This is a genomic window from Jatrophihabitans sp. (assembly GCF_051960575.1).
Classification (GTDB): domain Bacteria; phylum Actinomycetota; class Actinomycetes; order Mycobacteriales; family Jatrophihabitantaceae; genus JBQCEE01.
This window is the reverse complement of the sequence record NZ_JBQCEE010000317.1, coordinates 1-26,422: the sequence shown is the minus strand read 5'-3', so window position 1 is coordinate 26,422 and position 26,422 is coordinate 1. Positions and strand designations below refer to the sequence as shown.

General features: G+C 72.4%; 28 protein-coding genes. 16 read left to right on the top strand and 12 right to left on the bottom strand.

Going from position 1 to position 26,422, the window contains the following annotated elements; genetic code table 11:
• Positions 1–56: 56 nt before the first annotated feature.
• Genes ACTHMS_RS17625 through ACTHMS_RS17615 form a run of 3 tightly spaced genes read left to right on the top strand, consistent with a single transcriptional unit; the run spans position 57 to position 3,407 of the window.
• Positions 57–752, top strand: coding sequence for a DUF4396 domain-containing protein (locus ACTHMS_RS17625; RefSeq protein WP_440307965.1), 696 nt, complete (start codon positions 57–59; stop codon positions 750–752).
• Between the two features lie 52 nt (positions 753–804).
• On the top strand, positions 805–2,985 hold the full coding sequence (locus tag ACTHMS_RS17620) for a malate synthase G (protein WP_440307962.1): 2,181 nt from the start codon (positions 805–807) through the stop codon (positions 2,983–2,985).
• Positions 2,982–3,407 (top strand): GlcG/HbpS family heme-binding protein, encoded by a 426-nt coding sequence (locus ACTHMS_RS17615; protein ID WP_440307961.1) that lies wholly within the window; start codon positions 2,982–2,984, stop codon positions 3,405–3,407. Before ACTHMS_RS17620 ends, ACTHMS_RS17615 begins: the two co-directional genes overlap by 4 nt.
• Here the strand turns inward: ACTHMS_RS17615 and ACTHMS_RS17610 are convergent, their stop codons facing one another.
• Positions 3,408–3,851, bottom strand: coding sequence for a VOC family protein (locus ACTHMS_RS17610; RefSeq protein WP_440307960.1), 444 nt, complete (start codon positions 3,849–3,851; stop codon positions 3,408–3,410).
• Between the two features lie 17 nt (positions 3,852–3,868).
• Positions 3,869–4,342 (bottom strand): helix-turn-helix domain-containing protein, encoded by a 474-nt coding sequence (locus ACTHMS_RS17605; RefSeq protein ID WP_440307964.1) that lies wholly within the window; start codon positions 4,340–4,342, stop codon positions 3,869–3,871.
• A 384-nt stretch (positions 4,343–4,726) separates the two neighbouring features.
• On the opposite strand from ACTHMS_RS17605, the gene ACTHMS_RS17600 reads away from it, so the two are divergent.
• Both ACTHMS_RS17600 and ACTHMS_RS17595 read left to right on the top strand, forming a co-directional pair.
• Positions 4,727–5,758, top strand: coding sequence for an acetamidase/formamidase family protein (locus ACTHMS_RS17600; protein WP_440307959.1), 1,032 nt, complete (start codon positions 4,727–4,729; stop codon positions 5,756–5,758).
• A gap of 3 nt (positions 5,759–5,761) precedes the next feature.
• On the top strand, positions 5,762–6,301 hold the full coding sequence (locus ACTHMS_RS17595) for a cupin domain-containing protein (protein ID WP_440307958.1): 540 nt from the start codon (positions 5,762–5,764) through the stop codon (positions 6,299–6,301).
• 34 nt (positions 6,302–6,335) lie between these two features.
• On the opposite strand, the gene ACTHMS_RS17590 is transcribed toward ACTHMS_RS17595, so the two are convergent.
• Together ACTHMS_RS17590 and ACTHMS_RS17585 are read right to left on the bottom strand one after the other, a co-directional pair.
• Complete coding sequence (locus ACTHMS_RS17590) at positions 6,336–7,073, bottom strand: HNH endonuclease signature motif containing protein (protein ID WP_440307957.1); 738 nt, start codon at positions 7,071–7,073, stop codon at positions 6,336–6,338.
• A 182-nt stretch (positions 7,074–7,255) separates the two neighbouring features.
• Positions 7,256–7,753, bottom strand: coding sequence for a hypothetical protein (locus ACTHMS_RS17585; RefSeq protein WP_440307956.1), 498 nt, complete (start codon positions 7,751–7,753; stop codon positions 7,256–7,258).
• 46 nt (positions 7,754–7,799) lie between these two features.
• On the opposite strand from ACTHMS_RS17585, the gene ACTHMS_RS17580 reads away from it, so the two are divergent.
• Genes ACTHMS_RS17580 through ACTHMS_RS17570 form a run of 3 tightly spaced genes read left to right on the top strand, consistent with a single transcriptional unit; the run spans position 7,800 to position 10,067 of the window.
• A complete protein-coding gene (locus ACTHMS_RS17580) occupies positions 7,800–8,399 on the top strand; it encodes a hypothetical protein (protein ID WP_440307955.1) in 600 nt (199 codons plus the stop codon).
• 40 nt (positions 8,400–8,439) lie between these two features.
• A complete protein-coding gene (locus ACTHMS_RS17575) occupies positions 8,440–8,643 on the top strand; it encodes a hypothetical protein (protein WP_440307954.1) in 204 nt (67 codons plus the stop codon).
• Entirely contained in the window at positions 8,640–10,067 is a 1,428-nt protein-coding gene (locus tag ACTHMS_RS17570; protein ID WP_440307953.1) for a magnesium transporter MgtE N-terminal domain-containing protein, read from the top strand. The genes ACTHMS_RS17575 and ACTHMS_RS17570 overlap by 4 nt, the downstream gene beginning before the upstream one ends.
• 12 nt (positions 10,068–10,079) lie before the next feature.
• Here the strand turns inward: ACTHMS_RS17570 and ACTHMS_RS17565 are convergent, their stop codons facing one another.
• Positions 10,080–10,766 (bottom strand): CDGSH iron-sulfur domain-containing protein, encoded by a 687-nt coding sequence (locus ACTHMS_RS17565; RefSeq protein ID WP_440307952.1) that lies wholly within the window; start codon positions 10,764–10,766, stop codon positions 10,080–10,082.
• 117 nt (positions 10,767–10,883) lie between these two features.
• Between ACTHMS_RS17565 and ACTHMS_RS17560 the strand changes: the two genes are divergently transcribed.
• Positions 10,884–11,315 carry a nitroreductase family deazaflavin-dependent oxidoreductase gene (locus tag ACTHMS_RS17560; protein WP_440307951.1) on the top strand — a complete coding sequence of 144 codons (432 nt, stop codon included), beginning with the start codon at positions 10,884–10,886 and terminating at the stop codon, positions 11,313–11,315.
• A gap of 34 nt (positions 11,316–11,349) precedes the next feature.
• On the opposite strand, the gene ACTHMS_RS17555 is transcribed toward ACTHMS_RS17560, so the two are convergent.
• Both ACTHMS_RS17555 and ACTHMS_RS17550 read right to left on the bottom strand, forming a co-directional pair.
• Entirely contained in the window at positions 11,350–11,712 is a 363-nt protein-coding gene (locus ACTHMS_RS17555; protein ID WP_440307950.1) for a DUF2256 domain-containing protein, read from the bottom strand.
• A 28-nt stretch (positions 11,713–11,740) separates the two neighbouring features.
• Positions 11,741–12,106 (bottom strand): hypothetical protein, encoded by a 366-nt coding sequence (locus ACTHMS_RS17550; protein WP_440307949.1) that lies wholly within the window; start codon positions 12,104–12,106, stop codon positions 11,741–11,743.
• 178 nt (positions 12,107–12,284) lie between these two features.
• Here ACTHMS_RS17550 and ACTHMS_RS17545 point away from each other — a divergent pair, with 178 nt between their 5' ends.
• Complete coding sequence (locus tag ACTHMS_RS17545) at positions 12,285–14,021, top strand: diguanylate cyclase (RefSeq protein ID WP_440307948.1); 1,737 nt, start codon at positions 12,285–12,287, stop codon at positions 14,019–14,021.
• Between the two features lie 18 nt (positions 14,022–14,039).
• Here the strand turns inward: ACTHMS_RS17545 and ACTHMS_RS17540 are convergent, their stop codons facing one another.
• A complete protein-coding gene (locus tag ACTHMS_RS17540) occupies positions 14,040–14,663 on the bottom strand; it encodes an MOSC domain-containing protein (protein ID WP_440307947.1) in 624 nt (207 codons plus the stop codon).
• A gap of 108 nt (positions 14,664–14,771) precedes the next feature.
• Here ACTHMS_RS17540 and ACTHMS_RS17535 point away from each other — a divergent pair, with 108 nt between their 5' ends.
• From ACTHMS_RS17535 to katG, 3 genes are read left to right on the top strand one after another with little or no spacing between them, the layout of a single operon-like run.
• A complete protein-coding gene (locus ACTHMS_RS17535) occupies positions 14,772–15,233 on the top strand; it encodes a response regulator (RefSeq protein WP_440307946.1) in 462 nt (153 codons plus the stop codon).
• Between the two features lie 32 nt (positions 15,234–15,265).
• Positions 15,266–15,685, top strand: a complete 420-nt coding sequence (locus ACTHMS_RS17530; RefSeq protein ID WP_440307945.1) for a Fur family transcriptional regulator — start codon at positions 15,266–15,268, stop codon at positions 15,683–15,685.
• The gene (gene katG / locus ACTHMS_RS17525; protein ID WP_440307963.1) at positions 15,673–17,880 is read left to right on the top strand and encodes a catalase/peroxidase HPI; all 2,208 of its coding nucleotides are present in this window, start codon (positions 15,673–15,675) and stop codon (positions 17,878–17,880) included. The genes ACTHMS_RS17530 and katG overlap by 13 nt, the downstream gene beginning before the upstream one ends.
• Before the next feature lie 166 nt (positions 17,881–18,046).
• Here the strand turns inward: katG and ACTHMS_RS17520 are convergent, their stop codons facing one another.
• Positions 18,047–18,388, bottom strand: coding sequence for a histone-like nucleoid-structuring protein Lsr2 (locus ACTHMS_RS17520; RefSeq protein ID WP_440307944.1), 342 nt, complete (start codon positions 18,386–18,388; stop codon positions 18,047–18,049).
• A 141-nt stretch (positions 18,389–18,529) separates the two neighbouring features.
• On the opposite strand from ACTHMS_RS17520, the gene ACTHMS_RS17515 reads away from it, so the two are divergent.
• Positions 18,530–20,035, top strand: a complete 1,506-nt coding sequence (locus ACTHMS_RS17515) for a wax ester/triacylglycerol synthase family O-acyltransferase (protein WP_440307943.1) — start codon at positions 18,530–18,532, stop codon at positions 20,033–20,035.
• 12 nt (positions 20,036–20,047) lie between these two features.
• Here the strand turns inward: ACTHMS_RS17515 and ACTHMS_RS17510 are convergent, their stop codons facing one another.
• The 3 genes from ACTHMS_RS17510 to ACTHMS_RS17500 all read right to left on the bottom strand — a co-directional run bounded on the left by ACTHMS_RS17510 (position 20,048) and on the right by ACTHMS_RS17500 (position 24,351).
• Positions 20,048–22,015, bottom strand: a complete 1,968-nt coding sequence (locus ACTHMS_RS17510; RefSeq protein ID WP_440307942.1) for a SpoIIE family protein phosphatase — start codon at positions 22,013–22,015, stop codon at positions 20,048–20,050.
• Between the two features lie 72 nt (positions 22,016–22,087).
• On the bottom strand, positions 22,088–22,822 hold the full coding sequence (locus ACTHMS_RS17505) for a ParA family protein (RefSeq protein ID WP_440307941.1): 735 nt from the start codon (positions 22,820–22,822) through the stop codon (positions 22,088–22,090).
• A complete protein-coding gene (locus ACTHMS_RS17500; protein ID WP_440307940.1) occupies positions 22,819–24,351 on the bottom strand; it encodes a CHAD domain-containing protein in 1,533 nt (510 codons plus the stop codon). The genes ACTHMS_RS17505 and ACTHMS_RS17500 overlap by 4 nt, the downstream gene beginning before the upstream one ends.
• 158 nt (positions 24,352–24,509) lie before the next feature.
• On the opposite strand from ACTHMS_RS17500, the gene ACTHMS_RS17495 reads away from it, so the two are divergent.
• Positions 24,510–25,637, top strand: coding sequence for a glycosyltransferase family 4 protein (locus tag ACTHMS_RS17495; protein ID WP_440307939.1), 1,128 nt, complete (start codon positions 24,510–24,512; stop codon positions 25,635–25,637).
• Positions 25,634–26,422 (top strand): glycosyltransferase (locus ACTHMS_RS17490; RefSeq protein ID WP_440307938.1); only part of this gene is annotated, 789 nt, incomplete at its 3' end. The genes ACTHMS_RS17495 and ACTHMS_RS17490, both read left to right, overlap by 4 nt.

Below are 26,422 nucleotides of genomic sequence, written 5' to 3'. Positions count from 1 at the left end.
CACCCACCAGCAGGTGCTGGCCGCGCTGCGCGCACCGGCGCCGGCCGAGGGGTGACATGCCGTCGACCTGGCTGACCGTCGTCGCGTGGGCGGCGCTCGCGCTCGCGTTCGCCTGCCTCGCCGTCATCGCCGCCGACATCTGGGTCGCCCGTCACCGCCAGCCCATGCGGGTGATGGAGGCGGTGTGGCCGGTGACCGCCCTCTACCTCGGCCCCGCCGCGGTCTGGGGCTACTGGCGGTTCGGGCGCACCCGGAGCCGTCGGTGGCTGCGGGCGCACGGACGCGACGAACCACCCGAGGCGCCGCGCTGGGCGTCCGTGGCCACCGGCGTCAGCCACTGCGGCGCCGGCTGCACGCTCGGCGACATCATCGCCGAGTTCGCCGTCTTCGGGCTCGGCCTCACCATCGCCGGCCAGGCGCTGCTGGCCGAGTACATCGGCGACTACGTGCTCGCGGTGGCACTCGGGCTTGTCTTCCAGTTCTTCGCGATCGCCCCGATGCGAGGCCTCGGCGTGCGCGACGGCCTCATCGCGGCGGCGAAGGCCGACATCCTGTCGCTCACCGCCTTCGAGGTCGGCCTGTTCGGCTGGATGGCCCTGATGTCGCTGGTCTTCTTCCCCGCGCCGCACCACCTGCACCCCGACTCGCCCGTCTACTGGTTCCTCATGCAGGTCGGCATGGTCATCGGGTTCGCGACGGCGTGGCCGATGAACGTGTGGTTGATCCGCCGCGGCATCAAGGAAGCGATGTGATCGACGGCGGCACCCTGACATGCCGCGGTCCATGGTGAGGCAAGCTGGGTCGGTGACCGAGTATCGATCGCAGGGCGACCTCGCCGTCGCCACCACGCTGCAGGACTTCGTCCGCGACGAGGCGTTGCCCGGATCAGGGCTCGACGAGGCCGCCTTCTGGCACGGCGTCGAGCGGATCATCGCCGACTTCACGCCGCGGAACCGAGCGCTGCTGGCGCGGCGCGACGGGCTGCAGACGACGCTGGACGACTGGCATCTCGCCAACCCGGGGCCGGTACGCGACCAGGCGGCGTACATGGCGATGCTGCGCCGGATCGGGTACCTCGTCGACGAGCCGGCCGACTTCCGGATCGGCACGGAGCACGTCGACGCCGAGGTCGCCGTGCAGGCCGGCCCGCAACTCGTCGTCCCACTGCTCAACGCGCGGTTCGCGATCAACGCCGCCAACGCCAGGTGGGGTTCGCTCTACGACGCGCTCTACGGCACGGACGTGATCCCGGAGACCGAGGGCCGCGAGCGGGGCGGGTCGTACAACGCACGTCGAGGCGCCGCGGTGATCGCGTGGGCGCGGGCGTTCCTGGACGAGCACTTCCCGCTCGCCGTCGGCAGCCATCGCGACGCGACCGCCTACGCCATCGACGGTTCCGCGCTCACGGTCGCGCTCGGTGACACCACGACGACGCTGGCCGACCCGCGGCAGTACGTCGGTCACCGTGGTGACGCCGCGGATCCCGAGGCCGTCCTGCTCGTGCACCACGGGCTGCATGTCGAGATCCAGCTCGACCGCGCCGACCCGATCGGCCGCGACGACGCCGCCGGCGTGAAGGACCTGCTGCTCGAGGCCGCGGTCTCGACGATCATGGACCTCGAGGACTCGGTGGCCGCCGTCGACGCCGAGGACAAGGTCGCCGGATACCGCAACTGGCTGCAGCTGAACCAGGGCACGCTCAGCGCGCCGGTCGACAAGGACGGCTCGACCTTCACCCGCCGCCTGCACCCCGATCGGCGGTACGAAGGGCCGGACGGCCCGTTCGAGCTGCCCGGCCGGTCGCTGCTGTTCGTCCGGCAGGTCGGCCACCTGATGACGACCGATGCCGTGCGGTGGCGCGGCGAACCGGTGCCCGAGGGCATCCTCGACGCGATCATGACGGCGCTCGGCAGCTTGGTCGACCTGCAGGGACGCGGCTCGCTGCGCAACTCGCGCGCCGGCTCGATGTACGCGGTGAAGCCGAAGATGCACGGGCCGGACGAGGTCGCGTTCACCGACGACCTCTTCGCGGCGGTGGAGGAGTTGCTCGGCCTGCCCCGCGCCACCATCAAGCTCGGGATCATGGACGAGGAGCGGCGGACGTCGGCCAACCTGAAGGCCTGCATCCACGCCGCACGCGATCGGATCGCGTTCATCAACACCGGCTTCCTCGACCGCACCGGCGACGAACTGCACACCTCGATGCGCGGCGACGCGATGGTGCGGAAGGCCGACATGCGGTCGACGGCGTGGATCGCCGCCTACGAGGACCAGAACGTCGACATCGGGCTGGCCTGCGGGCTGCAGGGACGCGCCCAGATCGGCAAGGGCATGTGGCCGATGCCGGACGCGATGGCGGCGATGCTCGAGCAGAAGATCGGCCACCCGCGCGCCGGCGCCTCGTGCGCGTGGGTGCCGTCGCCGACGGCGGCGACCCTGCACGCCGTGCACTACCACCGCGTCGACGTCGCGGCGCGCCAGCGCGAGCTGGCCGGCGGTCGGCGCTCGACGCTCGAGGAGCTGCTGACGATCCCGTTCGCGACGGCCGGCGAGCGTACGGCATGGACCGACGCCGACCGGACCGCCGAGCTCGAGAACAACCTGCAGGGCATCCTCGGCTACGTGAAGCGCTGGGTCGACGACGGTGTCGGCTGCTCGAAGGTGCCGGACATCCACGGCGTCGCGCTCATGGAGGACCGCGCCACCTGCCGCATCTCGGCCCAGCACGTCGCCAACTGGCTGACCCACGGCGTCGTCAGCGAGGCGGAGGTCGAGGCGGCGCTGCGTCGCATGGCCGACGTGGTCGACGCGCAGAACGCCGGGCCGGGCTACCGGCCGATGGGCCCGTCGTACGACGGTGAGGCGTTCGCCGCCGCGCGCGAGCTGGTGCTGGAAGGCCTGTCGCAACCCTCGGGCTACACCGAGCCGATCCTGCACCGCCGCCGTCGCGCCCTGAAGTCCCGCCTCAACGGAGCCGCCTCATGACCGTCACACTCGCCGCAGCCCGCGCGATCATCGCCGGCGCCTTCGCCGCCGGCCACGACGCCGGCTACAAGCCGCTCACCGTCGTGGTGCTCGACGCCGGCGGCCACGTCGTCGCCGTCGAGCGCCAGGACGGGTCGAGCACCAAGCGGTTCGAGATCGCGCACGCCAAGGCGCACGGCGCGATCGCCTTCGGCATGGGATCGCGCGCCCTCATGGCGCGGGCCGAGCAGTCGCCGCCGTTCATCGCCGCGGCCACGCACGCGGTCGGCGCGCTCATCCCGGCGCCCGGGGGCGTGCTGGTCAAGGACGGCGACGGCACCCTGCTCGGCGCCGTCGGCGTCTCCGGCGACGTGTCCGACAACGACGAGGCCGCGGCGCTCGCCGGCATCGCCGCCGCGGGGTTCACCGGCGTCGTCGACTGATCAGTCGAAGGACGCGCCGTCGAAGTCGGCCGGCGTGTACGCCCGCGGTTCGACGAGCACCATCCAGTTGCCGGAGTTGTCGCGCATCAGGGCCTCGACGCCGTACGGGCGGTCGGCCGGCTCCTGCAGGAACTCCACCCCCTTGGCGCTGAACTCCTCGAAGGTCTTGCGGCAGTCGTCGACGTGCAGCCCGACCCCGGGCAGACCGCCCGCCGCCTGCGCCCGCTGCATCGCCTGCACCAGATCGTCCGACATCGGCGGGCCGGGGATGGCCAGGTGCAGGATGAGCTCCGGCTGGCTGGGATGACCGACGGTGACCCAGCGGTAGTCGGGGCCGAGCCGGATGTCGTCCCGCGGCTCGAAGCCGAGGACGTCGGTGTAGAAGGCGAGTGACTCGTCGAGGTCCTTGACGAACACGGAGACCAGACTGACGTTGGTGATCATGCCTGGAACCGTAGGGGTCACGGGCGTCGAGGTGCTTCTCCTGGATTGCGGAGCTCGACGAGGCCCGCCATGAAGACGTAGCAGCCCGGGATCATCGGCGTGCCGAGCGAGAGGTAGCGCCGCTGGAAGGCGCTCGGGGTCTCGCCCGTGAGCTCGGTGAACCTCGCGCTGAACGAGCCGAGCGACGAGTAGCCGACGGCGTGGCACACCTCGGTGACCGTGAGGTTGGTGGTGCGCAGCAGGTCCTGCGCCCGCTCGATGCGTCGCTCGCCGAGATACGCGGCGGGCGTGCGGCCGTACACCCGCGCGAAGCTGCGCAGGAAGTGGTACTTGCTCAGCCGCGCGATCGCGGCGAGCGCGTCGAGGTCGGTGGGCTCGGCGAAGTGGCGGTCGAGGTGGTCGCGCGCGCGGCGGAGGTGGACGAGCACGTCACCCGGCACCCGCACCTCCGACACAGCGAGAGGGTAGTGGCGTCCGCGGCCGGACGACATCTGGCGGGTTGTCACGCTGCGTGTCGGATGCTTGACGCTGGCTTCGCGGAACTTTCGGCACAGTCGTGACAAGTGGGCGGGGGCGCCTGACGATCCGCGGGGGACGCGGGGGTCCCCGCCTGCGTCAGCTCCCGGGGATGATCCGCGAAGACAGCATGAAGGTCCTCGATCGACGGGACGAAGGACCGTTGGCCGGTGACCCGCGCAGCCCGGATCCTGATCATGCCCGCAGCGGGGCCGTTCCCAGCGTCCGATGTCCCCCTCGGACGCACCGACCCGCGCTGCGCCGCACCAGGCGCCCCGGTCCCGCCACGGCCGGCTGATCCCTCGTCGGGACCGGGGCCCTGATCAGCCGCTCGCCGCCGCACGCTGCAGGATGGGCCGATGAGCAGCGATCTCGAGGTGCGTTCGTTCCACCCGTCGCCCGAGTCGTTCGTGTGGACGTTCGGCGGCGCGGCACCGCTCGCGCGGATCACGCCGGGCACCGTGCTCGAGCTCTTCACCGAGGACTGCTTCGCCGGCCGCGTGCGCACCACCAGCGACCTGGTCAGCGAGGTGTGCGAGGTCCCGTTCCTGAACCCGCAGACCGGTCCGTTCTACGTCGAGGGCGCCGAGCCCGGCGACACCGTCGCGGTGCACTTCGTGTCGATCGAGCCGGCGCGCGACTGGGGCGCGTCGACTACGGTGCCGCTGTTCGGCGCGCTCACCTCGACGCACACGACCGCGACGCTGCAGCCACCGTTGCCCGAGCGGGTGTGGATCTGGGACCTCGACCGCGCCGCGCGCCTGTGCCGCTTTCATGCTGCGGACAGCGACGTCCACGTCGACCTGCCGATGGACCCGATGCATGGCACCGTCGGCGTCGCGCCGGCCAACCTCGAGGTGCGGTCGGCGCTGGTGCCGGATGCCCACGGCGGCAACATGGACACCCCGGAGATGCGGGCCGGCGTCACCTGCTACCTCGGCGTGAACGTCGAGGGTGGCCTGGTCAGCATCGGTGACGGCCACGCGCGCCAGGGGGAGGGCGAGACGTGCGGCGTCGCGGTCGAGACGGCGATGAACAGCGTCGTGATCGTCGACCTGATCAAGGGCGTGCCGACGCCGTGGCCGCGGCTCGAGTCGGACGACCACCTCATGTCGACCGGGTCGGCGCGCCCGCTCGAGGACGCGTTCCGCATCGCGCAGCTCGACCTGGTGCAGTGGGTGGCGGCGAGCACGGGCATGTCCGAGCTGGACACCTACCAGCTGCTCTCGCAGGCCGTCGAGTCGCCGCTGGCCAACGTCTCCGACACCAACTACACCTCGGTGGCCAAGGTGCGGAAGGCGTTCCTGCCGGGCGGCACCGATCTGTACGGCACGCACGCCCGACTTCGCGCAATGGCGCGCGAATACCTCGGCACATCGCAGGGAGCCTGACCGATGCCCGTGTTGCATGTCCCCGCGTCCGGCGACGACCGCAACGATCTCGTCCGCACACCCAGCGGCGTGCTCGTCCCCGGCGACATCGACCCGTTCCACCGACGGCTGTTCCGCATCGGCGGGGACGAGCTCGTCGGCGACACCACGCAGACCTCGGGGATGACCCGGCGCGAGGCGATCAGTGGCAAGACGGTCGGGGCCAAGCATCTCTGGATGGGTCAGACCCACGTCGCGGCGTCCACGTCGTCGGCGAACCACCACCACGGCGCGTCCGAGACGGCGATCTACATCGTGTCGGGGCACCCGAGCTTCGTCTTCCTCGACGTGGACGGCGACGAGCCGGTCGAGCGGCGGGTGGACACCGGCCCCGGCGACTACATCTTCGTGCCGCCGTACGTGCCGCACCGCGAGGAGAACCCGGATCCCGAGCTCGAGGCGGTGGTGGTGATCGCGCGCACGACGCAGGAGGCGATCGTCGTCAACCTCGACGGCCTCGACTGGTCGGCCGTGCGCATCGGCGGGACAGGCGGCGACGCCTGACAGTCCACCTTCATCACCGCCGATGGTCTCGGCGTCAGAACGGTGGTGGCTCGCCGTCGTCGACCGGGGCGCGGAGCTTCCCTGGCAGCGGGGTGACGGCCGGCAGCACGAGGCGTGGCACGTCGACGTGATGACGCCGTCCGTGGGGGCTGATCCAGCAGTACGTGCGCGGGCCGGTGCGCACCAACCGCCAGCCGCGTTCGGTCTTGAGGCTGTGGTCGTGCGCGCAGCCCGGCGCGAGGTTCTCCTCGACGGTCGCACCGCCCTTCGCGGAGTCCTTCAGGTGGTCGATCTGGCACTGCAGAGCCGGACGCCGGCAGCCGGGGAAGATGCACCACCGGAACACCGTCTGGGTCCGCCGCCGCAGCGGGCGGCCCGGGAAGCGGGCTCCTGGGTCCTGCGCGATCCGCCGGTCGGCGGCGAACTGCGCGGCGAGATCGGCGAGCAGCGCCCGCCATCGCGGATCGACACCCTCGAGCAGTCCGCGTCGATCGACGGCGTGGGTGAGCCACTGCGACGGCAGGTGGATCTCGACCACCCCGTCCACGCGCGTCGCTGCGTCGTCGCAGCGGTCGGCGCCGGCGGGCATGGCGCGGCGCCGGGTGATGCCGTCGAACAGCAACCACCCGGCGTCGTCGTGCACGCCGAAGCGCCACTCGCAGCGCTGCTGCGCCGCGACGATCGCGCGCGCCACCGAGGCCGGCACCACGCCCCACCCGGCGACCTCGCCGGGTCGGTCGTCGAGCCCGAGCAGTGTGCCCAGCCCGATCATCACGTGCACCCCCGTCCGAGGCCGGGGCACCGGTGGGCGAGGCGGTCCGACGTCCGGCGCCGACGGAGGCGGGTCACCTGGACGCTGGGCACCGTGCTGCCCATGCTGACCGAGGTGCCCGTGCCCACACGCGTCGTCCTCGCATGGCGACGACGGGTCGTCCGCGTCCTCGACGCACGCCGTCACACCGACGCCGGTCGCCGCAGCCGTGGTTCCGCCGCTCGGTTCCCCGGCCGAGGGGGCGTCAGGTTCGACGCTGTCAGGTTCGACGCTGTCAGAGTCGACGCTGTCAGGATCGACATTGACGGGGCGCCGGTCGTGGCCCGCGTCCGCCCGCGCGGCTTCGGCACCCGCATCGCTGCCGGCCTCGAGTCCCGGCGTCTGGGGTGCAGGGCGACGAGTTCGGCGACGAGCTGCTCGCGAGTCCAGCCGTTCCAGCGCTGGTCGAGCAGGCCGACGAAGAGGTCGGCGCGCAGCCGGTCCATGGACGCGTCAGCACCGGCACGTTTCGCAGCGCGGGCAACTGCATCGAGGTTCGCGTAGGCGGCGGCGGTCTGGTCGGCAGGCAGCCCGGAGGCGACCACGACCGCCGACCCGTCGTCGGCCAAGTAGGCGACGACCTTCCGGTCGCGCAGTGCGTTGCGGTAGCGGCGTTCGGCCCACCCGGGGTCGGCCTCCATCGCCGGCCCGCCTGACCCGATCGATCAGACCCGTCGCGGTCACCCGGTGCGCATCGCCGGGGGTGGCGTCGACGACCTCGGCCGCGTGCTTGGGTGCGAGATCCCAGCAGTGCTGGGCGTAGACCATCGCGCGACGTCGGTCGATCCGTCCGGTGCGCAGCGCCTCGGCGACGGTGGGCAGCTCGGCGAGCACCGCTGCCGTCTCGATCTCGACCCGAGCGGCGGCTCGGCTCAGCATCAGGGCGGCGCGGATCTCGTCGGCGGCCAGCTCGAGCAGTTGGTCGGGCCGCAGCGGTTCCTTGCCGTGCAGCGGCATCGGATCGCGCCGTGCGAGCTCGGCCATGGCCGCCCACACCCGAGACTGCGCATGCGCGAGCTGCCTGGACTCGAGCACGATCAGCTCGACGAGGTCTGGGTCGTCGACCGACCCGAGATCCAGCGGCTCGAGCAGCGCGCCGAGCGCGCTGCCGAGCGTCGCCTCGTCCGCACCTCTCGGCAGCCGCCCGTCGCTGGTCATGCCCGAAGGCTAGGACGACCCTCTGACAGGAACGTTCGAAAAATGGCGCCACCCGAGAAGATCTTGAAAGAGATTTCGAAGCACAGGCGCGCGTCATCCGACTTGCACCCTCGGCGCGCCGACGATTGACTGTGCCATCGGTCAATGGCAACGATTGGATGGGGTGCACGTGGACCGCTTGTCGGAACTGCTTCGCGGCGACCTGCCGACGTCCATCGAGGCACTCCCGGACGCGACGCGCGATCGGCTCGCCGACCAGATCGAAGCGGCCCGACACACCCAGGCGGCGCGGATCGCGGAGGCGACGCAGACCGCGGTCGACGGCGTGCCGCTGCCGGTGCGCGGTGTCGTGCGCAAGGCGCTGCTCGGATGAGCAGCCCGCAGATCGGACGCATCGCGCGCCTGCTCGGCGTCGAGGCGCACGAGGTGCACGGTCTCGACCACCTCGCCGACGACGAGCTGCGCCGGCTGCACGACGCGATCAGTGCGGCGATCTTCGCCCGCTACGAGCAGCGCTTCGCCCGCATCGCCGGACTGTCGAAGGCCCTGCCCGGCGCGATGGTCGGCAAGCTGGCCGAGCGCTTCCTCCCACCGACACTCGGCGCGCGCTGCGCCGAGATGCTCGAGCCGGCCAAGGCACGGGAATTGGTCAGCAAGGTGTCGGTGCGGTACCTCGCCGACCTGACCCTCGCGCTGAACCCGACCCGGTCGGAGCCGGTGGTGCGTGCGATCCCGGCCCAGCACATCGGTCCGGTGGCCCGCGAACTGTTCGCACGCGGCGAGTACGCAGCGATGGCCGAGTTCGCCGGCACCGTGAACCGCGACGCGCTCGAGGCGGCGCTCGACGTCGCGACGGCCGACGACCTGCTGACCATCGTGCCGCTGCTCGTCTGGAACCAAACGATCGACGAGGTCGTCGACCGACTGCCGGACGCCAAGGTCGCCGAACTGGTCCGCGACATCGTGGCCAGCGAGCGCTGGCAGGACGCCGGGCGGCTCATCGAGCGGTTGCATCCGGCCAAGGCCGCCGACCTCGTCGGGCGGGTGCCCATCGACGCGCTCGTGCGCTTCGCGACCGAACTGGAACCCGAGCGGCTGGGGCCGGTCGTGGCCGCGATCCGGCCGGAGACCGTCGGCGAGGTGGTCCGCGCCCTGTTCGACCGTCAGGAGTACGCCGCCACGGCCCGCTTCGTGGGCTTCGCGCCCGCCGCGTCGATCCGGGCCGCCCTCGACGTGGCCACCGCACACGATCTGCTGACGATCGTGCCGCTGCTCGAGTGGAACGACGCCATCGACGAGGTCGTCGACAACCTGTCGGACACCACCATCGCCGACCTGGTGCGCGACATCGTGGCCAGCGAGCGTTGGCAGGACGCCGGCCGGTTGATCGAGCGGCTGCATCCGGCCAAGGCGGCCGACCTCGTCGGACGGATCCCGTCGGACACGATCGCCCAGCTGGTGGCCGAGCTCGACCCGGAGCGCGTCGCCGCCGTGGTGACCGCCGTGCCGCTCGACCTGATCGACGGCGTCATCGACGCGCTGCCGGACGAGCGGATCGACGCGCTGGTGCGCGACGTCGTCTCGACGAAGGCGTGGGACGAAGGCAACACCCTCGTCGAACGGCTGCCGGCCGCAGTGCTCGACCGCGCGCTCGACCGTGCTGATGCCGTCGGCGACGACATCATGGCCGAGTTCCGTGCCGCGGCGGCACGAGGGGACCTCAGGCCGGCCGCGGTCGCCCTGCTCGAGCGCGCCGAGCAGCGTCGCACGGGCGCGGAGGCACGTCCGACGGCGTAGCGGTGGTGTGCCTCAGGCGGGGCGGTCGGTGAAACCGACGTCCTTGTGGCTGCCGTCGCAGAGCGGCTTGTTCTTCGACGCGCCGCAGCGGCACAGGGTGACCCGGTTGCGCGTCTCGAGCACGGTGCCGTCGCTGCGCTCGATCCGCACGCCGCCGGTGACCCACAGCGGCCCGTCCTCGACGACGCCGACGGCCGGACGCAGGTCGGGCTCGACGTCCTCGCCGTCCGGTGTGAGGCGATAGGTCAGTGCGCCGGACGGGCAGCGCTCGACCATTGCCATCACCTGGGCGCGCACCGTCGTGTCGTCGGTCGCCGAGCCGTCCATCATGTCCCAGACGTTGGTGAGGCGGTTGCCGCAGAAGCCGGCGTGCTCACACAGCGAGCGGTCGTCGGCGACGGTGATGCCGGTGCCCTCCATCGTGCTCGACCGCTCGGCGTAGGTCGTGGTCGGCGCCGTCTCGGTGCCGTCGAAGCCGATCCTGCTGTGGGTGCCGTCGCAGAACGGCTTGTTGGCCGAGTGCCCGCAACGGCACAGCGCGTACACGTCGCGGGTCTCGATGCGGTCGGTCGTCTGCCACGTCAGCGGCTCGCCGTGCTCGGAGTGCACCTCGCGCCGACGTACCAGCGGGGTGTCGCGCACCAGGTAGGGGCCGTCGGCCGAGACGCGGACGCCGGGGAGGTGCTGCTCGTCGCTCATGGGGTTCCTTCGCGTGCACAGGTTGAGAGGGGATCTTCCGCGAACCTATGCGTGTGCCCCCGCACGCCGCAACGGACGCGCGGTGCGCCGGTCCCGTCCACGTTCTAGAGTGCGGCCATGCCGAGCGACGTGGTGTTGAAGACGATGAACGCGGTGCATCGCGCCGCCCTGAAGCTGACCGGGAACCGGATCGGCGCACAGTTCGGCGGCATGCCGTCGCTCGAGCTGACCACGATCGGTCGCAAGAGCGGACAACCACGGTCGGTGATGCTGACCTGCCCGCTGCGCGAGGGCGACAACTACGTCGTCGTGGCGTCGCGCGGCGGTGACGACATCCACCCGGCCTGGTTCCTGAACCTGCGCGACAACCCGTCGGTGCAGGTGCGCGTCGTCGGCGAGGCGACCCGTCCCATGCACGCCCGCATCGCGTCCGCCGAGGAGCGTGCCCGCATGTGGCCGCTCATCACGCAGAAGTACAAGAACTACGCCGGCTACCAGAAACGGACGTCGCGCGAGATCCCGCTCGTCGTGCTCGAGCCGGTCGCGTAGACGCCGCCCGAGCGGCACCGGCGCCGGCGGTCGGTCAGCGCCGGCGGACCAGCCAGTCGCCCTTCGCCGTGGAGGGGTCGACGACCCGGCCCGCGACGACGACCTCCGCCTCGCCCGCGGCGACGAGCCGGCGGGCGGCGCGGCGGGCCGGCTCGAGCAGATCGCGCCAGGCCTCGCCGCCGACCGAGCGCGCGGCGTCCTGCGGGTCGGCCGTGGCGCCGCGGCGGGGGAGTGCTGCCCGCAACGCCGCCTCGAGTTCGGCGTCGACGTCGGTCACGCCGCGGCGACGGCAGGCCGTGCTGCAGTAGCGCACGGCGTCCCAGTCACGCTCCCACTTCTTGCGCCATTCGAAGCGGCGACCGCACGACGCGCAGGTCTTGCTGGGTCGTCCGGCCATGCCACGACGGTACCGACCGGCCGGCGGTTCAACCGGTGTTGAGGGCGCTGATCGAGTGGCCGTGCGCCTTGCAGGGCGAGTTCACGGCGCGACGCAGCTCGAGCGGTGCGCGCGTCGGCTCGGCCAGCTGCAACAGCTGCACGGCGCGATCGACCCACTGCTTGTAGTCGGTGTCGATGCCGGCGACGTCGGCGGCGGTGCGCAGGGTGCCGATCTCGGCCTCGCGCTCGCGCCGGTTCACGCCGATGGCCACGCCGGCCGCGGTGCACCCGGCCGTCCACGCCGCGTCCACGCCGGGCAGTTGCGCCTCGACCTGGCTCTTCGAGCACGCACCGGCAGCGCCGAGCGCCAGCGTCAGCAGGCCGAGGGACGCCACGCGTCGGAACCGGCGCATCGCACACCTCCGCGGGCCACACCGTTCGTCGGACGCAGCGTAACGACGGCGGCGCGCGGACAGAAGCCGCCGCCACGACGCTCGAAGGGACGCGACGGCCGGCTTCAGTCCTGTTGATCTCTGCCGATGGTCCGGTGAAGGTCGCGACGACGGTCGGGCCCAGCCGACGGAGGTCGTCATGCGCACGGTCACCCAGCGGGCGGCCGCCGGGCTCGCGCTGGTCTGTCTGCTCTTCACCGCCGCCGTGGCCGCTGTGGGGCTCACCGCGGTGTTCGGCGTGCGGGCAAACACCCGCGTGGCGAACGACATCGCCACCGACGAGCTGACCACCAGCGTCGCGACCGCCGACCTTGGCCGGTTGCTCGACCACGCGGTCGTCGCGGCACAGAGCATCCTCTTCGACGACCCGAGCACGTCAGCAGCGGCCTTGGGAACGCTCGAGGACGACCTGCTGCCGCAGCTCGAGACCGGGGTCGCGGGGCTGGTCACCCTGCACGCCGGCGACCCGGCGGCGGAGCAGGCCGGCGTGCGGCACTTCGCGACGGACTGGCGGCAGTTGCGCGTCGTGCTCAACGGGGTGCGTCCGACACCCGACAAGGCACTCGTGGAGGCGGAGGTGCGCTCGCTCGACGCCGCGTACCAGCCCCTCGACGACGAGATCGGGCGGCTCCTCGCGAAGGAGCAGCAGGACGCTGCCACCGGACGCGCCGAGACGGCGGCGTCCGCCGGCGACACGACGGTCACCGTCGCGATCGCGGTCGGCCTCGTCGCGCTGGGTGCCGTCGCCGTCGCCTGGTGGGGACGCCGAGCCCTGCGCCGGGCCATCGAGCCGACGCAGGAACAGGTCGAGTTCGGCGAGACGCTGCAGCTGGCCAAGGACGAGGACGAGACGCGCCGCCTGTTGCAGCGCTATCTCGAGCGCAGCATCCCCGACAGCACCGCCGTGGTGCTGAACCGCAACAACAGCGCGGACCGGCTCGAGGCGATGACCGCGCTGCCACCCGGCTCGCCCCTGGTGCGCAGCCTGCGCAACGCCGAGCCTGACGCCTGCCTCGCCATCCGGTCGGGCAAGGCGCATCGCGAGGTCGAGGGCCGTGAGGCACTGATGGCCTGTGCCGTCTGCTCCGGATGCGACGGCAACGCCATCTGCACGCCGCTCACCGTCGGCGGCGAGGTGATCGGCTCGGTGCTCACCAATCGCGCCGCCCGCTACGACGACCAGGACGCGCGGCGACTGCGCGACTCGATCGCCCAGGCAGCGCCCGTGCTCGCGAACCTCCGCAACCTCGCGCTCGCCGAGTTCCGCGCGGCGACCGACTCACTCACCGGCCTGCCGAACAAGCGGGCGGTGGCCGACACGATCAAGCGCATGTTCGCCCAGGCCACGCGGACGCATGCGGACCTGTCACTGCTCATGCTCGACATCGACCACTTCAAGCGGATCAACGACACCTTCGGTCACGCCGTCGGCGACCTCGCCCTCGCCAACGTCGGCGCGGCGATCCGCTCGGCGCTGCGGGCCACCGACTTCGCCGGCCGGAACGGGGGCGAGGAGTTCTGCATCGTCCTTCCGGACACGTCGTCCGACGCCGCCCTCGAGCTCGCCGAGAAGGTACGCGCCGCGATCGCCGAGATCGCGGTTCCGGGCGTCGACGTGCGGATCACCGCCAGCATCGGGCTGGCGACCTTCCCGCTGCACGCCGGCTCGCCCGAACGGCTCGAGCGGCTCGCCGACAGTGCGCTCTACCTTGCGAAGCGGTCCGGCCGCGACCGCACCGAGATCGTCCGCGTCGACGACGGCGAGACCCCCGCCGCGACCGACGGCGCGGCGGCGGTGTCGCTGCGGCGCACCACCGCGCCGCACGTCGCGCACAGCGCCGAGGTGCAGCGCCGGTCGGACCACGCGGCCCGCTGAGGCGGGGGCCGACCTCGCTCAGCCGCGCCCGGCCAGCCAGTCACGCACCTGGGCGGCGAGTTCCGGTGCACGCAGCGCCTCGTCGGCGAGCGACGGGTCGAGCAGGATGGCGCGGAAGACCGTGTGCACGGTGACGCCGTGGCCGGGCCGGTGCTCGAGACGGATCTCGTCCCCGGCACCCACGTCCCCCTCGGTCACGATGCGCAGGTACGCACCGGGGCGGGCGGCCCGGGCGAAGGTCTTGACGAAGCCGGGCTCGCCGAGCCGCGCGGCGAGCTTGAAGCAGGGCGTGCGCGGCTGCGACACCTCGAACACCGCCGTGCCGACGCGCCACCGCTCGCCGATGACGGCGGCGGAGAGGTCGATGCCGGCCGTCGTCAAATTCTCGCCGAACGGGGCCGCGCCCAGGTCGCGTCCGAGCTCCGCCTGCCAGCGGGCGGTGTCCTCGCTCGCGTACGCGTACACGGCCTTGTCCGGGCCGCCGTGGACGCTGCGGTCGGCCTGGTCGTCGCCGTCGAGGTTGACGCCGCGCACGCCGACCCGGCCCTCGACGGGCGTCTTGACGATGGCCGACAGCACCGGTCGGCCCGTCGAGGCCAGCGGTGCCGGGCGTCCGACGTTGACGGTGACGACCGTGCCCATGACACTCCCTCGACCCGCGGAGGCGTCAGCGTAGCCGAGGCCGGACCCCGCCGCCTTTGGGTCGTTCGCCCCTGTGCGAAACGGGTCGGAAGTGGGAATCGTGGGCGCATGGTGTCCTCCGCGCCCGCCGTGCTCGCGAGTGCGCGCGACCTCGACGACCCGCTCCGCGACGTCCGGGTGCTCGTGGTCGACGACACGCCCGAGGTGCGCGCCCTCTGGGTGCTCATGCTCGAGCGCTACGAGCAGATCCAGGTCGTCGGTCAGGCCGGCGACGGGCTGGCCGGCATCGAGGCGGCGCGCCGCACCCAGCCCGACCTGGTGCTGCTCGACGTCGCGATGCCCGTGATGACCGGGCTCGAGGCGCTGCCGCGCATCCGCGCCGAGGCGCCGCACTGCCGTGTCGTCATGGTCTCGGGTCTCACGGTCGACCGGCTCGGCGAGCAGGCCCACGAGGCGGGCGCCGCGGCGTACATCCAGAAGGGCACCGCCCCGGCGCAGATGATGTCCGTCGTCGGCGAGGTGCTCGGCCGTCCGCTGGTGCGACGCGCGCGGCGACGCACCGAGACTTGATTCATTCCAGATAACCGACTAAGACTGGCCCTATGGCCGGCACGTCGGGATTCGAGCGTCAGCTCCGCGACGCCGGCCTGCGGGTGACCCAGCCGCGGCTCGCCGTGTTGGCCGCGCTGCATGCCCGCCCGCACGCCGACACCGACTCGGTGATCACCGCCGTGCGGGACGAGCACGGCGACGTGAGCGTCCAGGCGGTGTACGACGTGCTGCGGGCGCTCACCGAGGCGGGCATCGTCCGTCGCATCCAGCCGACCGGGTCGGTGGCCCGGTACGAGACGCGCGTCGGCGACAACCACCACCACGTGGTGTGCCGGTCGTGCGGGTCCATCGCCGACGTCGACTGCGCCGTCGGTGAGGTTCCGTGTCTCACCGCGGCCGACGACCACGGCTTCGTCATCGACGAGGCCGAGGTCATCTACTGGGGCCGGTGCCCCGGCTGCAGTCAGTAACGAACATCCGAGCAAGCGCGAGAAGGAGAGAGGACCCCGTGTCCGAGAGCGAAAACCCGGTCATCGACACCCCGAAGCCGGAGGGGACCCGTCCGCGCACGATCCAGGACTGGTGGCCCAACCAGCTCGACCTGCGGCCGCTGAACCCGAACAAGCCCGACCCGTACGGCGCCGAGTACGACTACAAGCAGGCCTTCGCCGAGGTCGACGTCGAGCAGCTCAAGGCCGACGTCATGGCGATCATGACCGACTCGCAGGACTGGTGGCCGGCCGACTTCGGGCACTACGGCGGCCTGTTCATCCGCATGAGCTGGCACGCGGCCGGCACCTACCGCATCGAGGACGGCCGCGGTGGCGGTGGCCAGGGCGCGCAGCGCTTCGCGCCGCTGAACAGCTGGCCGGACAACGCCAACCTCGACAAGGCCCGCCGCCTGCTCTGGCCGGTCAAGAAGAAGTACGGCAGCAAGGTCAGCTGGGCCGACCTGCTCGTCTTCGCCGGCAACGTCGCGATCGAGTCGATGGGCCTGCCGACCTTCGGCTTCGGCTTCGGCCGCCCCGACATCTTCGAGCCGGACGAGATCTACTGGGGCCCCGAGGACAGCTGGCTCGGCGACGAGCGCTACAGCGGTGACCGCGACCTCGCGAACCCGCTCGGCGCCGTGCAGATGGGCCTGATCTACGTCAACCCCGAGGGCCCGAACGGCGAGCCCGACCCGCTCAAAGCCGCGCGCGACATCCGCGAGACCTTCGGCCGCATGGCCATGAACGACGAGGAGACGGTCGCCCTCATCGCCGGTGGCCACACCTTCGGCAAGACCCACGGCGCCGCGTCCGCCGAGTACGTCGGCCCCGAGCCCGAGGGCGCCCCGATCGAGGCGCAGGGTCTGGGCTGGAAGAACACGTACGGCACCGGCAAGGGTGCCGACACGATCACCAGCGGGCTCGAGGTCACCTGGACCACGACGCCGGTGCAGTGGTCGAACGGCTACTTCGAGAACCTCTTCCGCTACGAGTGGGAGCTCGAGAAGAGCCCGGCCGGCGCGTGGCAGTGGGTGGCCAAGGACGCCGAGGCGATCATCCCCGGCCCGACCCCGGACAGCCCGAAGCGCAAGCCGACGATGCTGACCACCGACCTCGCGCTGCGTGAGGACCCGATCTACGGCCCGATCTCGCGTCGCTTCTACGAGCACCCGGACGAGTTCGGCCTGGCGTTCGCGAAGGCCTGGTACAAGCTGCTGCACCGCGACATGGGCCCGCTGTCGCGCTACCTCGGGCCGTGGGTGGCCGAGCCGCAGCTCTGGCAGGACCCGGTGCCGGCGGCGACCACGCCGCTGCTCGGCGACGCCGAGGTCGCCGACCTCAAGCAGCGCCTGCTGGGGTCGGGGCTGACCACCCAGCAGCTGGTCAGCACGGCGTGGGCGTCCGCGTCGAGCTTCCGCAAGACCGACAAGCGCGGTGGCGCCAACGGCGGCCGGCTGCGCCTCGAGCCGCAGCGCAACTGGGCCGTCAACAACCCGGCCGAGCTCGCGACGGTGCTGCCGGTGTACGAGCGGGTGCAGCAGGAGGCGAAGGACGCCGGCCTCACGGTGTCGCTGGCCGACCTGTACGTGCTCGGCGGCGCCGCAGCGATCGAGCAGGCTGCGCGGGCCGGTGGCGTCGAGGTGACCGTGCCGTTCTCGCCCGGCCGCACCGACGCCTCGCAGGACCAGACCGACGTCGAGTCGTTCGCCGTGCTCGAGCCGAAGGCCGACGGCTTCCGCAACGTCGGCCGCGAAGGCGACAAGGTCTCGCCCGAGACGCGCCTGGTCGACCGCGCCTACATGCTCGACCTGACAGCGCCGGACATGACGGTGCTCGTCGGCGGTCTGCGCGCGCTCGGGGTGACCCGTGACAACCTCGGCGTGTTCACCGAGCGTCCGGGTGTGCTGACGAACGACTTCTTCGTCAACCTGCTCGACGGCGGCACCGAGTGGAAGGCCTCGGCCTCGAGCGAGGGCGTCTTCGAGATCCGCGACCTCGCGTCCGGGTCGGTGAAGTACACCGCGACGGCGGTCGACCTGATCTTCGGTTCGAACTCGCAGCTGCGGGCGCTCGCCGAGGTCTATGCCGCCGACGACGCGCAGGAGAAGTTCGTGCGCGATTTCGTGACGGCGTGGGTGAAGGTCATGGACAACGACCGGTTCGACCTGCGATGAGGTCATTCGCGCACTGAGACATCCCGAGGCCCGGGTCGGTCACCGCCGTGTTGGCGGGTCCGGCCCGGGCCTCGGTGCGTCTGGAATTGTGCGGCGGGCGCCGACGACAATCGCTGCCGAAATGATCGCTACGCCTGTTGAGGCGCGGCCGATCGATGACGGAATGTCAGGCGTTCGCGGCGCGATACGCGTCGATGATCGACGACGCGATACGGCCGCGCTCGGACACCTCGTGCCCGTTCGCCCGAGCCCATTCGCGCACGGCCTGCAGATCGTGCTTGGCGGCACCGGTGCTGCGTCCGCGCCGGGCCGGCCCGCGCGACTTCGCCGACGCCGGACGCGCCACCTGCAGGTACGGCGCCAACGCCTTCTCGAAAGCGTTCGCGTTCTTCTTGCTCAAATCGATCTCGTAGGACTTGCCATCCCAGGTGAAAGCGACCGTGCGGTCGGCCTTGGTCCCGTCGATGTCATCGGTCATCTCGACGATCGTGATTGTCTTCTTCGCCATGGGGTTAGTGATACCACAACCACCCATGATTTCCGGGGTTGCGTTTCGGCATCGGTCAGGAAAGTGACGGGTGCTGCATTTCGGGACGAATTCACGACGGCCGTTGCGACGCGCGCGCCGCCCCGTGGTTGCATAGCACCCGTGAGCCAGCCGCTGTCCGCCGCCGACCGTTCGGCCATCACGGCCGAACAGGGCCCCGTCAACATGACGATGGGCGCGGTCGTCCTGCTCGAGGACGGCCCGGGTCTCGACTACGACGCGGTCTGCCGCCGCATCATGGAACGCATCCACCTGGTCCCGCGCTACCGGCAGCGGCTGCAGGAACCGACCGTCGCGGTGCGCGCCCAGAAGCCGAACGACTTCCTGTTCCACTCGTGGGTGGCCGACGAGAACTTCGAGGTCGGGATGCACGTGCGGCTCGGTGCATTGCCCGCGCCCGCGGGCGAACGGGAATTGGCCGACTATGTCGCGCGCGAATTCTCGCGACGGCTCGATCGCTCGCGCTCGCCGTGGGAGATCCACCTGATCCGCGGTCTCGACGGCGGCCGCGCGGCGATGATCTTGAAGATGCATCACGCGCTCGTCGACGGATTGGCCGCACTCGGGATCGGCATGGTGCTGTTCGACGCCGAGCCGCACCCGCCCGTCGTCGAGGCCGTCCCGGCGTCCGAGGCACGGTCGGGGATGGCGTTGCACCGCTATCTCGCCCGGCTCGCGACGAATTCCGCGACGCGGCCGGCGCGGTTGCTGTGGGGCGCGGCCGACCGCTACCTCAGCGCACCGACCGCGGTCGAGGGCGACCTGCGTCGCGCGCGCGATGTCGTGGCCGCCATGGTGCGCAATCGTGCAGCGGCGCCGATGCTGCCGTTCAACCGCACCATCACCGCCAACCGCAGCTACGCGCTGGGCGCGACACCGTTCGCCCCGCTGCGCAGCGTCGGCAAGGCGGCCGGCGGGACGGTGAACGACGCGGTGCTGGCGGCCGTGTGCGGCATGCTCGACCGCTACCTGGCCGCCGCGGGCGTCGACCCGACCGGGCTGGCCGGCGATCCCGTCGCGCTCGTCCCGGTCAGCGTGCGTCGTCCGGACGAGGAGGGCGGCAACCGCATCTCGATCGTCTTCGTCGACCTGCCCGTGCGCGAACGCGACCCGATGCGGCGCATCCAGCTGATCAACGAGCGCACCCGTCGGCTGCGCGGCTCGGCCGAGGTCATCGCCGGCGCGCTGATCGTCAGCTCGATCGGCTTCGTGCCCCCGCTGGTGACCTCGGCGATCTCGTCCGCGCCGAGCCTGCCGAAGGTGCCGGCCCTGCCGAAGGTGCCGACGAAGGTGGCGAACCTGTCGAAGGTCGCAGGGCTGCCGCGTCGCGAGCCGGCACCGGCCCGGGTGCCGAACAACCTGGTGGTGTCGAACATCCCGGGCCCGCAGGTGCCGCTCTACTTCAACGGGACGCTGGTGCTGGGCGCCCACCCGGTGGTGCCGCTCAACCCGGCCAATCAGGGCATCAACGTCGGCGTCTTCAGCTACAACCACGGCTTCTACTGGGGCATCACCGCCGACCGCGCGCTGCAGCCGTCGATCGACGTCGCGGCCGACGCGCTGCGTGCGGCGATCGACGAACTGGTGGCGCTGGCGCCGAGGGGCTGACCCGGCCGCGTCTCAGCGGGTGTCGACAGCGCCGGCCACGAGGTGCCCGAGGCCGACGAGGTCGATCACGAGTCGGGCGGGCGTGCCGGCGGGCGCCCACAGCCGCAGCCGGCCACCCGCCCGCACGATCTCGTACAGGGCGCGCACGCCGGTGCTGGCGAGATGGGTGACGCCCGCGAGGTCGAGGGTCAGCGGTGCCTCGCCGCCGCGGGCCGCGCCGAGGACGGCGGCGGTGAAGCGCTCGACGGTCGCGAGATCGATCGGCCCGCTGACGGTCAGCGTGCCGCCGAGCGAGTCGCTGCCGACCGTCGCCGTGAACGGCACGTCCCCGGCGCGGGGGAGACCCGAGCCGGTGACCGGGTCGACGGCGGCGGGACGTGACAGGTGCCGCTCGAACTGGACGGTCGTGCCGTGCTCGGCGCGCTCGATGTCGAGGCGGTCGCTCACCGCGCGGATCAGGGCCAGCCCGCGGCCGCGGGTCGCCTCACCGAGCACCGGGTCGGTCCAGCGTCCCTGGTCGGTGACGCAGCAGTGGACCGCCGACGTCGGGCGCAGCGTGACGTCGAGCCGGATCGGGGCGTCGATGCCGGGGGAGGTCGGGTCGTCGGGATCGTGGCCGTGGGCGTGCTCGATCGCGTTGGCCAGCGCCTCGCTGACGGCGAGCTGCACCTCGTAGACCGTGTCACCGTCGGCGCCGAGGCTCGACAGCCACTCGCCGAGCACGCGCCGCGCGCGGGCGAGCTGGTCGGGTGACGACGGCAGCAGCAGTTCGACCGGCTCGACCGGTTCGGCGCGCAGTTCGGCGGCGAGCACCGTGACGTCGTCGGCGTAGCCCGAGCGGGTGAGCACCTCGACGGTCTGGTCGGTGATGCGCTCGGCCGCCGAGCCCGGGGCGCCCGCGGGCAGCATCTGGTTCTCGGCCGCGCCGACCGCGACGTGCAGCAGTTCGTCGTGGCCGTCGGCGAGCGTGCGGCCCGGGCGCTCGACCAGGCCGTCGGTGAACAGCACGAGCACGTCGCCGCTGGTGAGCCGCGCGGTGCCGACCGTGACCGGCTCGTCGGCGGCCGCGGTGCCGAGGGGCGCCCCGCCGGTCGGCGCGAGGTAGCCGGCGTCAGCCTCCGGGCGGATCACGAGCGGCGGCGGGTGGGCCAGGGTCACGTAGCGCAGCTCGCCCGACACCTGGTCGAGCAGGGCGATGCAGAGCGTCGTGGCCCGCATGCTGCGGTGCCGGCCCGCGAACGCGTCCAGGCGCCGGACGATCTCGTCGAGCGGGCGCCCCGTCTCGAGCAGTTCGAGCAGCACGGCGCGCAGCTGACCCATCGCGGCCGACGCCTCGAGGCCGTGGCCGACGACGTCGCCGACGACGAGCGCCAGCCACCGGTCGTCGACGGGGACGGCCTCGAACCAGTCGCCGCCGGCCGCCTGCTCGCTGGCGGCGACGAGATAGCGCGCGGACACCGTTGTGCGCGGCAGCACCGGCACGCCGGCGGGCAGCAGCGCGCGCTGCAGCGCGCCGATCTCGGCCCGGGCCTGGGCGTAGCGCCGCTCGCTCGCGGCGGCGTGGGCGTCGGCCGCCTGGCGCGCGCGCACCATGTCCGTCACCACGTTGCCGGTGGTGATCACCCCGCGCAGTGAGCCGTCGGCGTTGCGCCACGGCGCGGCGGCGAAGTTGGCGAACATCTCGACCGGTTCGGGCAGCTCGGGGTGCCGCAGCTGCACCCGCCACTCGGAGGCCTCGGCCGGCTCGCCGGTGGCGTGCACCCGCTCGACGAGGTCGACGATGCGCTGCGACTCGAACTCAGGCAGCGCCTCGCGCAGCGGCAGGCCGACGAACTCGCGGTCGCCGACGATGGCCAGGGCGGCGTCGTTGGCCAGCACACACCGGAGGTCGGCGCCCTCGTAGACCGCGATGAAGCTCGGGAACTGGCGCACGATCTCGGCGAGGTCGCCGTGGTGCGGCGGCCCGCCGTGGCTGTTCACGCGGCCCTCACGATCGCAAGCTACCCATTCCGACGTCGATCCCACGCGCCCCGGTGCTGCGCTTGATCGACATCATGGCACGAGGGCGACCTCGAGCAGTTGTTCGTAGCGGCGCGCGACCAGGCTTCGGGGCGCGTAGTGCGGCACCGGCGCGCGGTGCACGGCCATCTGCTCGACGAGCGACTGCGACGGGATCACGATCGGCGCGACGTCGCCGCGGCGCTGGGGCAGTTCGGCGACGATCTGGCGGTGCAGGCTCTTGCGGGCGTCGACCATCGAGAAGAAGCCGAGCAGCCTCGGCCGCCGTTTGGTGCCGGCGATGAACTCGGTGAGCTGGTCGAGGGTGCGCATCGACAGCGTCGTCGGGATCAGCGGGCTCAACACGGTGTCGGCGGCGCGCAGCACGTTCTCCGACACCAGCGAGACGCTGGGCGGGCAGTCGAGCACGACGAGGTCGTAGTCGTCGGCGAGGCCGTCGAGCACCCTGTTGATCCGCCGGGTCGAGTGCTTGGCGTCGTCGAGCATCAGATCCATGTGCCGGTAGGTGAAGTCGGCCGGCAGCAGGTCGAGGTGCTCGAAGTCGGTGGCCTTGATGTTGGCCGCGACCGCCTTGGGGTCCTTGAGCACACGCTCGCCACCGCCCTTGACCTTCGGCTTGACCCGGAAGATGTAGGTGGCCGCCGCCTGGGGGTCGAGGTCCCACAGCAGGGTGCGGGCGCCGCCGCGCGCGGCGAGGTAGGCAAGGTTGACGGCGCTCGTGGTCTTCCCGACGCCGCCCTTGATGTTGTAGAGCGCGAGCCGCTTCACGGGGCGGCGCCGAGGGCGGCGAGGTGCTCGCGCATCGGCCCGCCGGTGAGGCGCCGGAGCTGCAGCGGCAGGGCGAGGCGGGCGGACGCTTCGTGCGCGCCGATGCGGTCGCGGGCGGCACCGAGCGCGAGCAGCGTGGCCACCGGCGCGTGCCGGATCACCAGCCGGCCCGCGAGCGCGGTGAGCTGCTGCCGCTGCATGCGCGCCTCGGCGACGTCGTCGAGACAGCGGCGCACACCGGCGAGCGAGCGCAGCAGCTCGCGGTGCGGCGGCCGGGGCACGACCGAGGCGTAGGCATCGAGCAGCACGGTGAGATCGTGCGTCAGGCCGGCGAGCTCGTGCAGCCGTTCGGCGGACGCGCCGGAGTCGAGACCGTCGGCAGCGGCGACCAGGCGGTCGTGGACGGCGGTGGCCCGGGCGACGGCGAACCGGTGCGTGTCGACGCCGGGCAGGTCGGGTTCGTCGACGCCGCGCAGCAGCTGGCGCCACTCGGCGAACAGGTCGCGTGCGCGGGGGGAGAGCAGCGCGTCGCGCAGCCCGCGCCAGGCCGGGCGTCGTGCCCGGGCGAGTGCGGCGCGCGCCTCGGCGAGCGGATCGCCGTCGTCGTCGAGCCCGGCGAGGTCGAGGCGCCCGTGGCCCGAGAGCTCGAGCACGGTGCGGTCGAGGTCGTGCACCGTGGCGGCGCACTGCTCGAGCCAGGCGAAGTCGGCGGCGAAGTCGTGCTGGTGCCCGGGCAGCAGGTGCGCGCCGAGCGCGAGCAGGGAGCGCGTCGCCGCCAGCACGGTGCGCAGGTCGGTGACGTACTCGGTGTCGAGGTCGGCGAGCACGCCGGGGCGCGCCCGCTCGGCGACGTCGAGCCACCGGGTCAGCACGGCGACGAGCGAGACGACCGCCGGGGCGCCCGGGTCGAGGGTGATCGGGCTCGCCGGCAGTTCACCCGGGACGAAGCCGGCCTTCGCCAGCGCGACGACGACGGCCGAGGTGCCCGGGTCGGTGGCGGGCACGGCGTCACGCAACAGGTTCGTGCAGCGCGCGGCGTCGCGCTCGTACCCGCGCAGCGGCGTGACGACGACCCGCAGCGGCAGGCTCGCGGGGGACGCCCCGGCCAGCCGTTGCTGGTCGATGTGCAGCCGCACCCGCGTCTTCTGTTCGCGGTCGAGCAGGCGCAGGGCCAGCGACTGGACGTCGACCTCGACCAGCGGCAGCAGGGCGCGCACGCCGACGGCCGGCTCGATGCGGCGGCGCACCGGCGACTCGGGCAGGCGGTCGAGGCGCGCGGGCCAGGCCTTCCGCGGCGACGGTGCGCTGAGCGTCTCGTCCGGGGCGTCGAGGTGGAGGTGGGCGTCGCGGCCGCGGCGGGCGTCGCGCAACGCCATGTCGGCGCGGTGCAACCGCCAGTCGGCCGTGTCGAGACAGGTCCAGCGCCCGGACGCAGGCTGCTCGGCGACGACGTCGAAGCGACCGGAGAGCACCTGGTAGACCTGCCCCGGGTCGACGACGGCGTCGAACAACAGCTCGCGGGGTTGCACGGTGGTCCTTCTCGGTTCGAGGGAAGTCGACCGTATCGCGACGCGCGGCTTTCCGGACGGTGAACCGCCGACGGACCGCACGTGCCCATCACCGGTTGTTCAACGACGCGCCGGGACAAGATGGGCATCCGGACGCTCGCACTGGCGACCGTCGGGGTGTGCGCATCGCCTTGATCGCCGAGACGTTCACCCCAGCCGTCAACGGCGTCGTGAACTCCGTCCTGCAGACCGCCGACAACCTCGCCCGCCGCGGGCACACGCCCGTCGTGGTCGCGCCGAGCGGCACCGACTACAACAGCCGTTGTGGCGCTCGCATCCGGGTGGTGCGCATGCCGTCGATGACGCTGCCGGGTTACCGCCAGCTCGCGGTCGCCCGCCCGCTGCTCGACCTGGCGCCGGTGTTCGACCGCATTCGTCCGGATGTGGTGCATCTGGCCTCGCCGGCCGTGCTCGGGGCCGCCGCGGTGAGGGCCGCCGACGAGTGCGGCCTGCCCACCGTCGCCGTCTACCAGACCGATCTCGCCGCCTTCGCGCGCCGCTACGGGCTGGCGCCGGCGACGCCGTGGGTCTGGGCGCATCTGCGGCGGCTGCACAACGCGGCCGACCTGACCCTCGTGCCTTCCAGCGCGTCGCAGCAGCAGTTGGCGCGGCACGGCATCGGGCCGCTCGCGCGCTGGGGGCGGGGCGTCGACACGCAGCTGTTCACGCCGCGTCGCGCCGATGCCGACTGGCGGTCGTCGGTGGGTGGCGGGCGGCTCGTGGTCGGTTTCGTCGGCCGGCTCGCGCCCGAGAAGCGGGTTCACCTGCTCGCAGGCGTCAGCCGACTGCCCGGCGTGCAGCTCGTGGTGGTGGGCGACGGGCCGACGCGGGCGTCGCTCGAGCGACTCATGCCGGACGCCACCTTCACCGGTCAGCTCGTCGGGCGTGACCTCGCACGGGTGATGGCGTCGCTCGACCTGCTCGTGCACCCGGGCGCCGACGAGACGTTCTGCCAGGTGGTGCAGGAGGCGCTGTGCTCCGGCGTCCCCGTCGTCGCAGCCGCGTCCGGCGGACCGCTCGACCTGGTGACCGACGGCCGAACCGGACGGTTCTGGCGCGGCGACGACGTGGCCCACCTCGAGACGATCGTGGCCGCGCTGCGCGACGACCGGCCTACGCTGGCGGCGATGGCCGCCCAGGCGCGTCCGTCGGTCGTCCACCGCACGTGGGGACGCATCACCGACGAACTGCTCGGCCACTACCGCGACGTCATCGATCGGCGCGATCGGCTGTCGGCGGCGTCGTGAGCCGCCCGATCGTCCAGGTGGCCACGTTCGTCGGGCCGCGCTCCGGCGGTATCCGCACCGTGCTGGGGCAGCTGGCCGCGGGCTACGCCGCTGCCGGGCACGAGGTCGTGCAGATCGTGCCGGGGCCGGCTCGTGCAGTGACTCCACATCCGTGGGGAGCACGCATCGAACTGCCCGGACGCCTCGTGCCGCGCACCGGCTACCGGCTGATGAGCGCACGCGCCGTCGCGCAGGAACTGCCTGCACTCGACCCCCTGCGGCTCGAGGTGCACGATCGAGGCACGCTGCGTGCGCTCGGCGGCTGGGCGCGCGAGCACGGTGTGCCATCGTGTGCCGTTTCGCACGAGCGGCTCGACCGGTTGATGGCGCAGTGGACGAACGGGCACGGCCCCGTCGACCGTGTGGCCGACCGCAGCAACCGTGCGCTGGCCGAGCAGTTCGACGCGATCGTCTGCACGACCCCGTGGGCGGCGGAGGAGTTCGATCGCCTCGCCATCGACAACCTGCACCAGGTACCGCTCGGCGTCGATGCTGCTGTGTTCCGTCCGGCCGCGGCGTCGGCGGCGTTGCGCGATCGGTGGGCACCGCAGGGTGAGGTGCTGCTCGCCCTGGCGACGCGGCTGTCGCCGGAGAAGCGGCCTGAGCTCGCCGTCGAGTGCGTCGCCGAGTTGGTGCGGCGCGGTGTCCCTGCGCGTCTGGTCGTCGCCGGCGACGGGCCGTTGCGTGGTCGGCTGCGACGGCTGACCTCCGCGCTGCCGGTGCGGCTGGTCGGGGACGTGCCCCAC

Coding starts and splice junctions, on each gene's coding strand:
- ACTHMS_RS17625 (WP_440307965.1), top strand. CDS start 57: ATGCCGTCGACCTGGCTGACCGTCGTCGCGTGGGCGGCGCTCGCGCTC.
- ACTHMS_RS17615 (WP_440307961.1), top strand. CDS start 2,982: ATGACCGTCACACTCGCCGCAGCCCGCGCGATCATCGCCGGCGCCTTC.
- ACTHMS_RS17610 (WP_440307960.1), bottom strand. CDS start 3,851: ATGATCACCAACGTCAGTCTGGTCTCCGTGTTCGTCAAGGACCTCGAC.
- ACTHMS_RS17605 (WP_440307964.1), bottom strand. CDS start 4,342: ATGTCGTCCGGCCGCGGACGCCACTACCCTCTCGCTGTGTCGGAGGTG.
- ACTHMS_RS17600 (WP_440307959.1), top strand. CDS start 4,727: ATGAGCAGCGATCTCGAGGTGCGTTCGTTCCACCCGTCGCCCGAGTCG.
- ACTHMS_RS17595 (WP_440307958.1), top strand. CDS start 5,762: ATGCCCGTGTTGCATGTCCCCGCGTCCGGCGACGACCGCAACGATCTC.
- ACTHMS_RS17590 (WP_440307957.1), bottom strand. CDS start 7,073: ATGATCGGGCTGGGCACACTGCTCGGGCTCGACGACCGACCCGGCGAG.
- ACTHMS_RS17585 (WP_440307956.1), bottom strand. CDS start 7,753: ATGGAGGCCGACCCCGGGTGGGCCGAACGCCGCTACCGCAACGCACTG.
- ACTHMS_RS17570 (WP_440307953.1), top strand. CDS start 8,640: ATGAGCAGCCCGCAGATCGGACGCATCGCGCGCCTGCTCGGCGTCGAG.
- ACTHMS_RS17565 (WP_440307952.1), bottom strand. CDS start 10,766: ATGAGCGACGAGCAGCACCTCCCCGGCGTCCGCGTCTCGGCCGACGGC.
- ACTHMS_RS17560 (WP_440307951.1), top strand. CDS start 10,884: ATGCCGAGCGACGTGGTGTTGAAGACGATGAACGCGGTGCATCGCGCC.
- ACTHMS_RS17555 (WP_440307950.1), bottom strand. CDS start 11,712: ATGGCCGGACGACCCAGCAAGACCTGCGCGTCGTGCGGTCGCCGCTTC.
- ACTHMS_RS17550 (WP_440307949.1), bottom strand. CDS start 12,106: ATGCGCCGGTTCCGACGCGTGGCGTCCCTCGGCCTGCTGACGCTGGCG.
- ACTHMS_RS17545 (WP_440307948.1), top strand. CDS start 12,285: ATGCGCACGGTCACCCAGCGGGCGGCCGCCGGGCTCGCGCTGGTCTGT.
- ACTHMS_RS17540 (WP_440307947.1), bottom strand. CDS start 14,663: ATGGGCACGGTCGTCACCGTCAACGTCGGACGCCCGGCACCGCTGGCC.
- ACTHMS_RS17535 (WP_440307946.1), top strand. CDS start 14,772: ATGGTGTCCTCCGCGCCCGCCGTGCTCGCGAGTGCGCGCGACCTCGAC.
- ACTHMS_RS17530 (WP_440307945.1), top strand. CDS start 15,266: ATGGCCGGCACGTCGGGATTCGAGCGTCAGCTCCGCGACGCCGGCCTG.
- ACTHMS_RS17520 (WP_440307944.1), bottom strand. CDS start 18,388: ATGGCGAAGAAGACAATCACGATCGTCGAGATGACCGATGACATCGAC.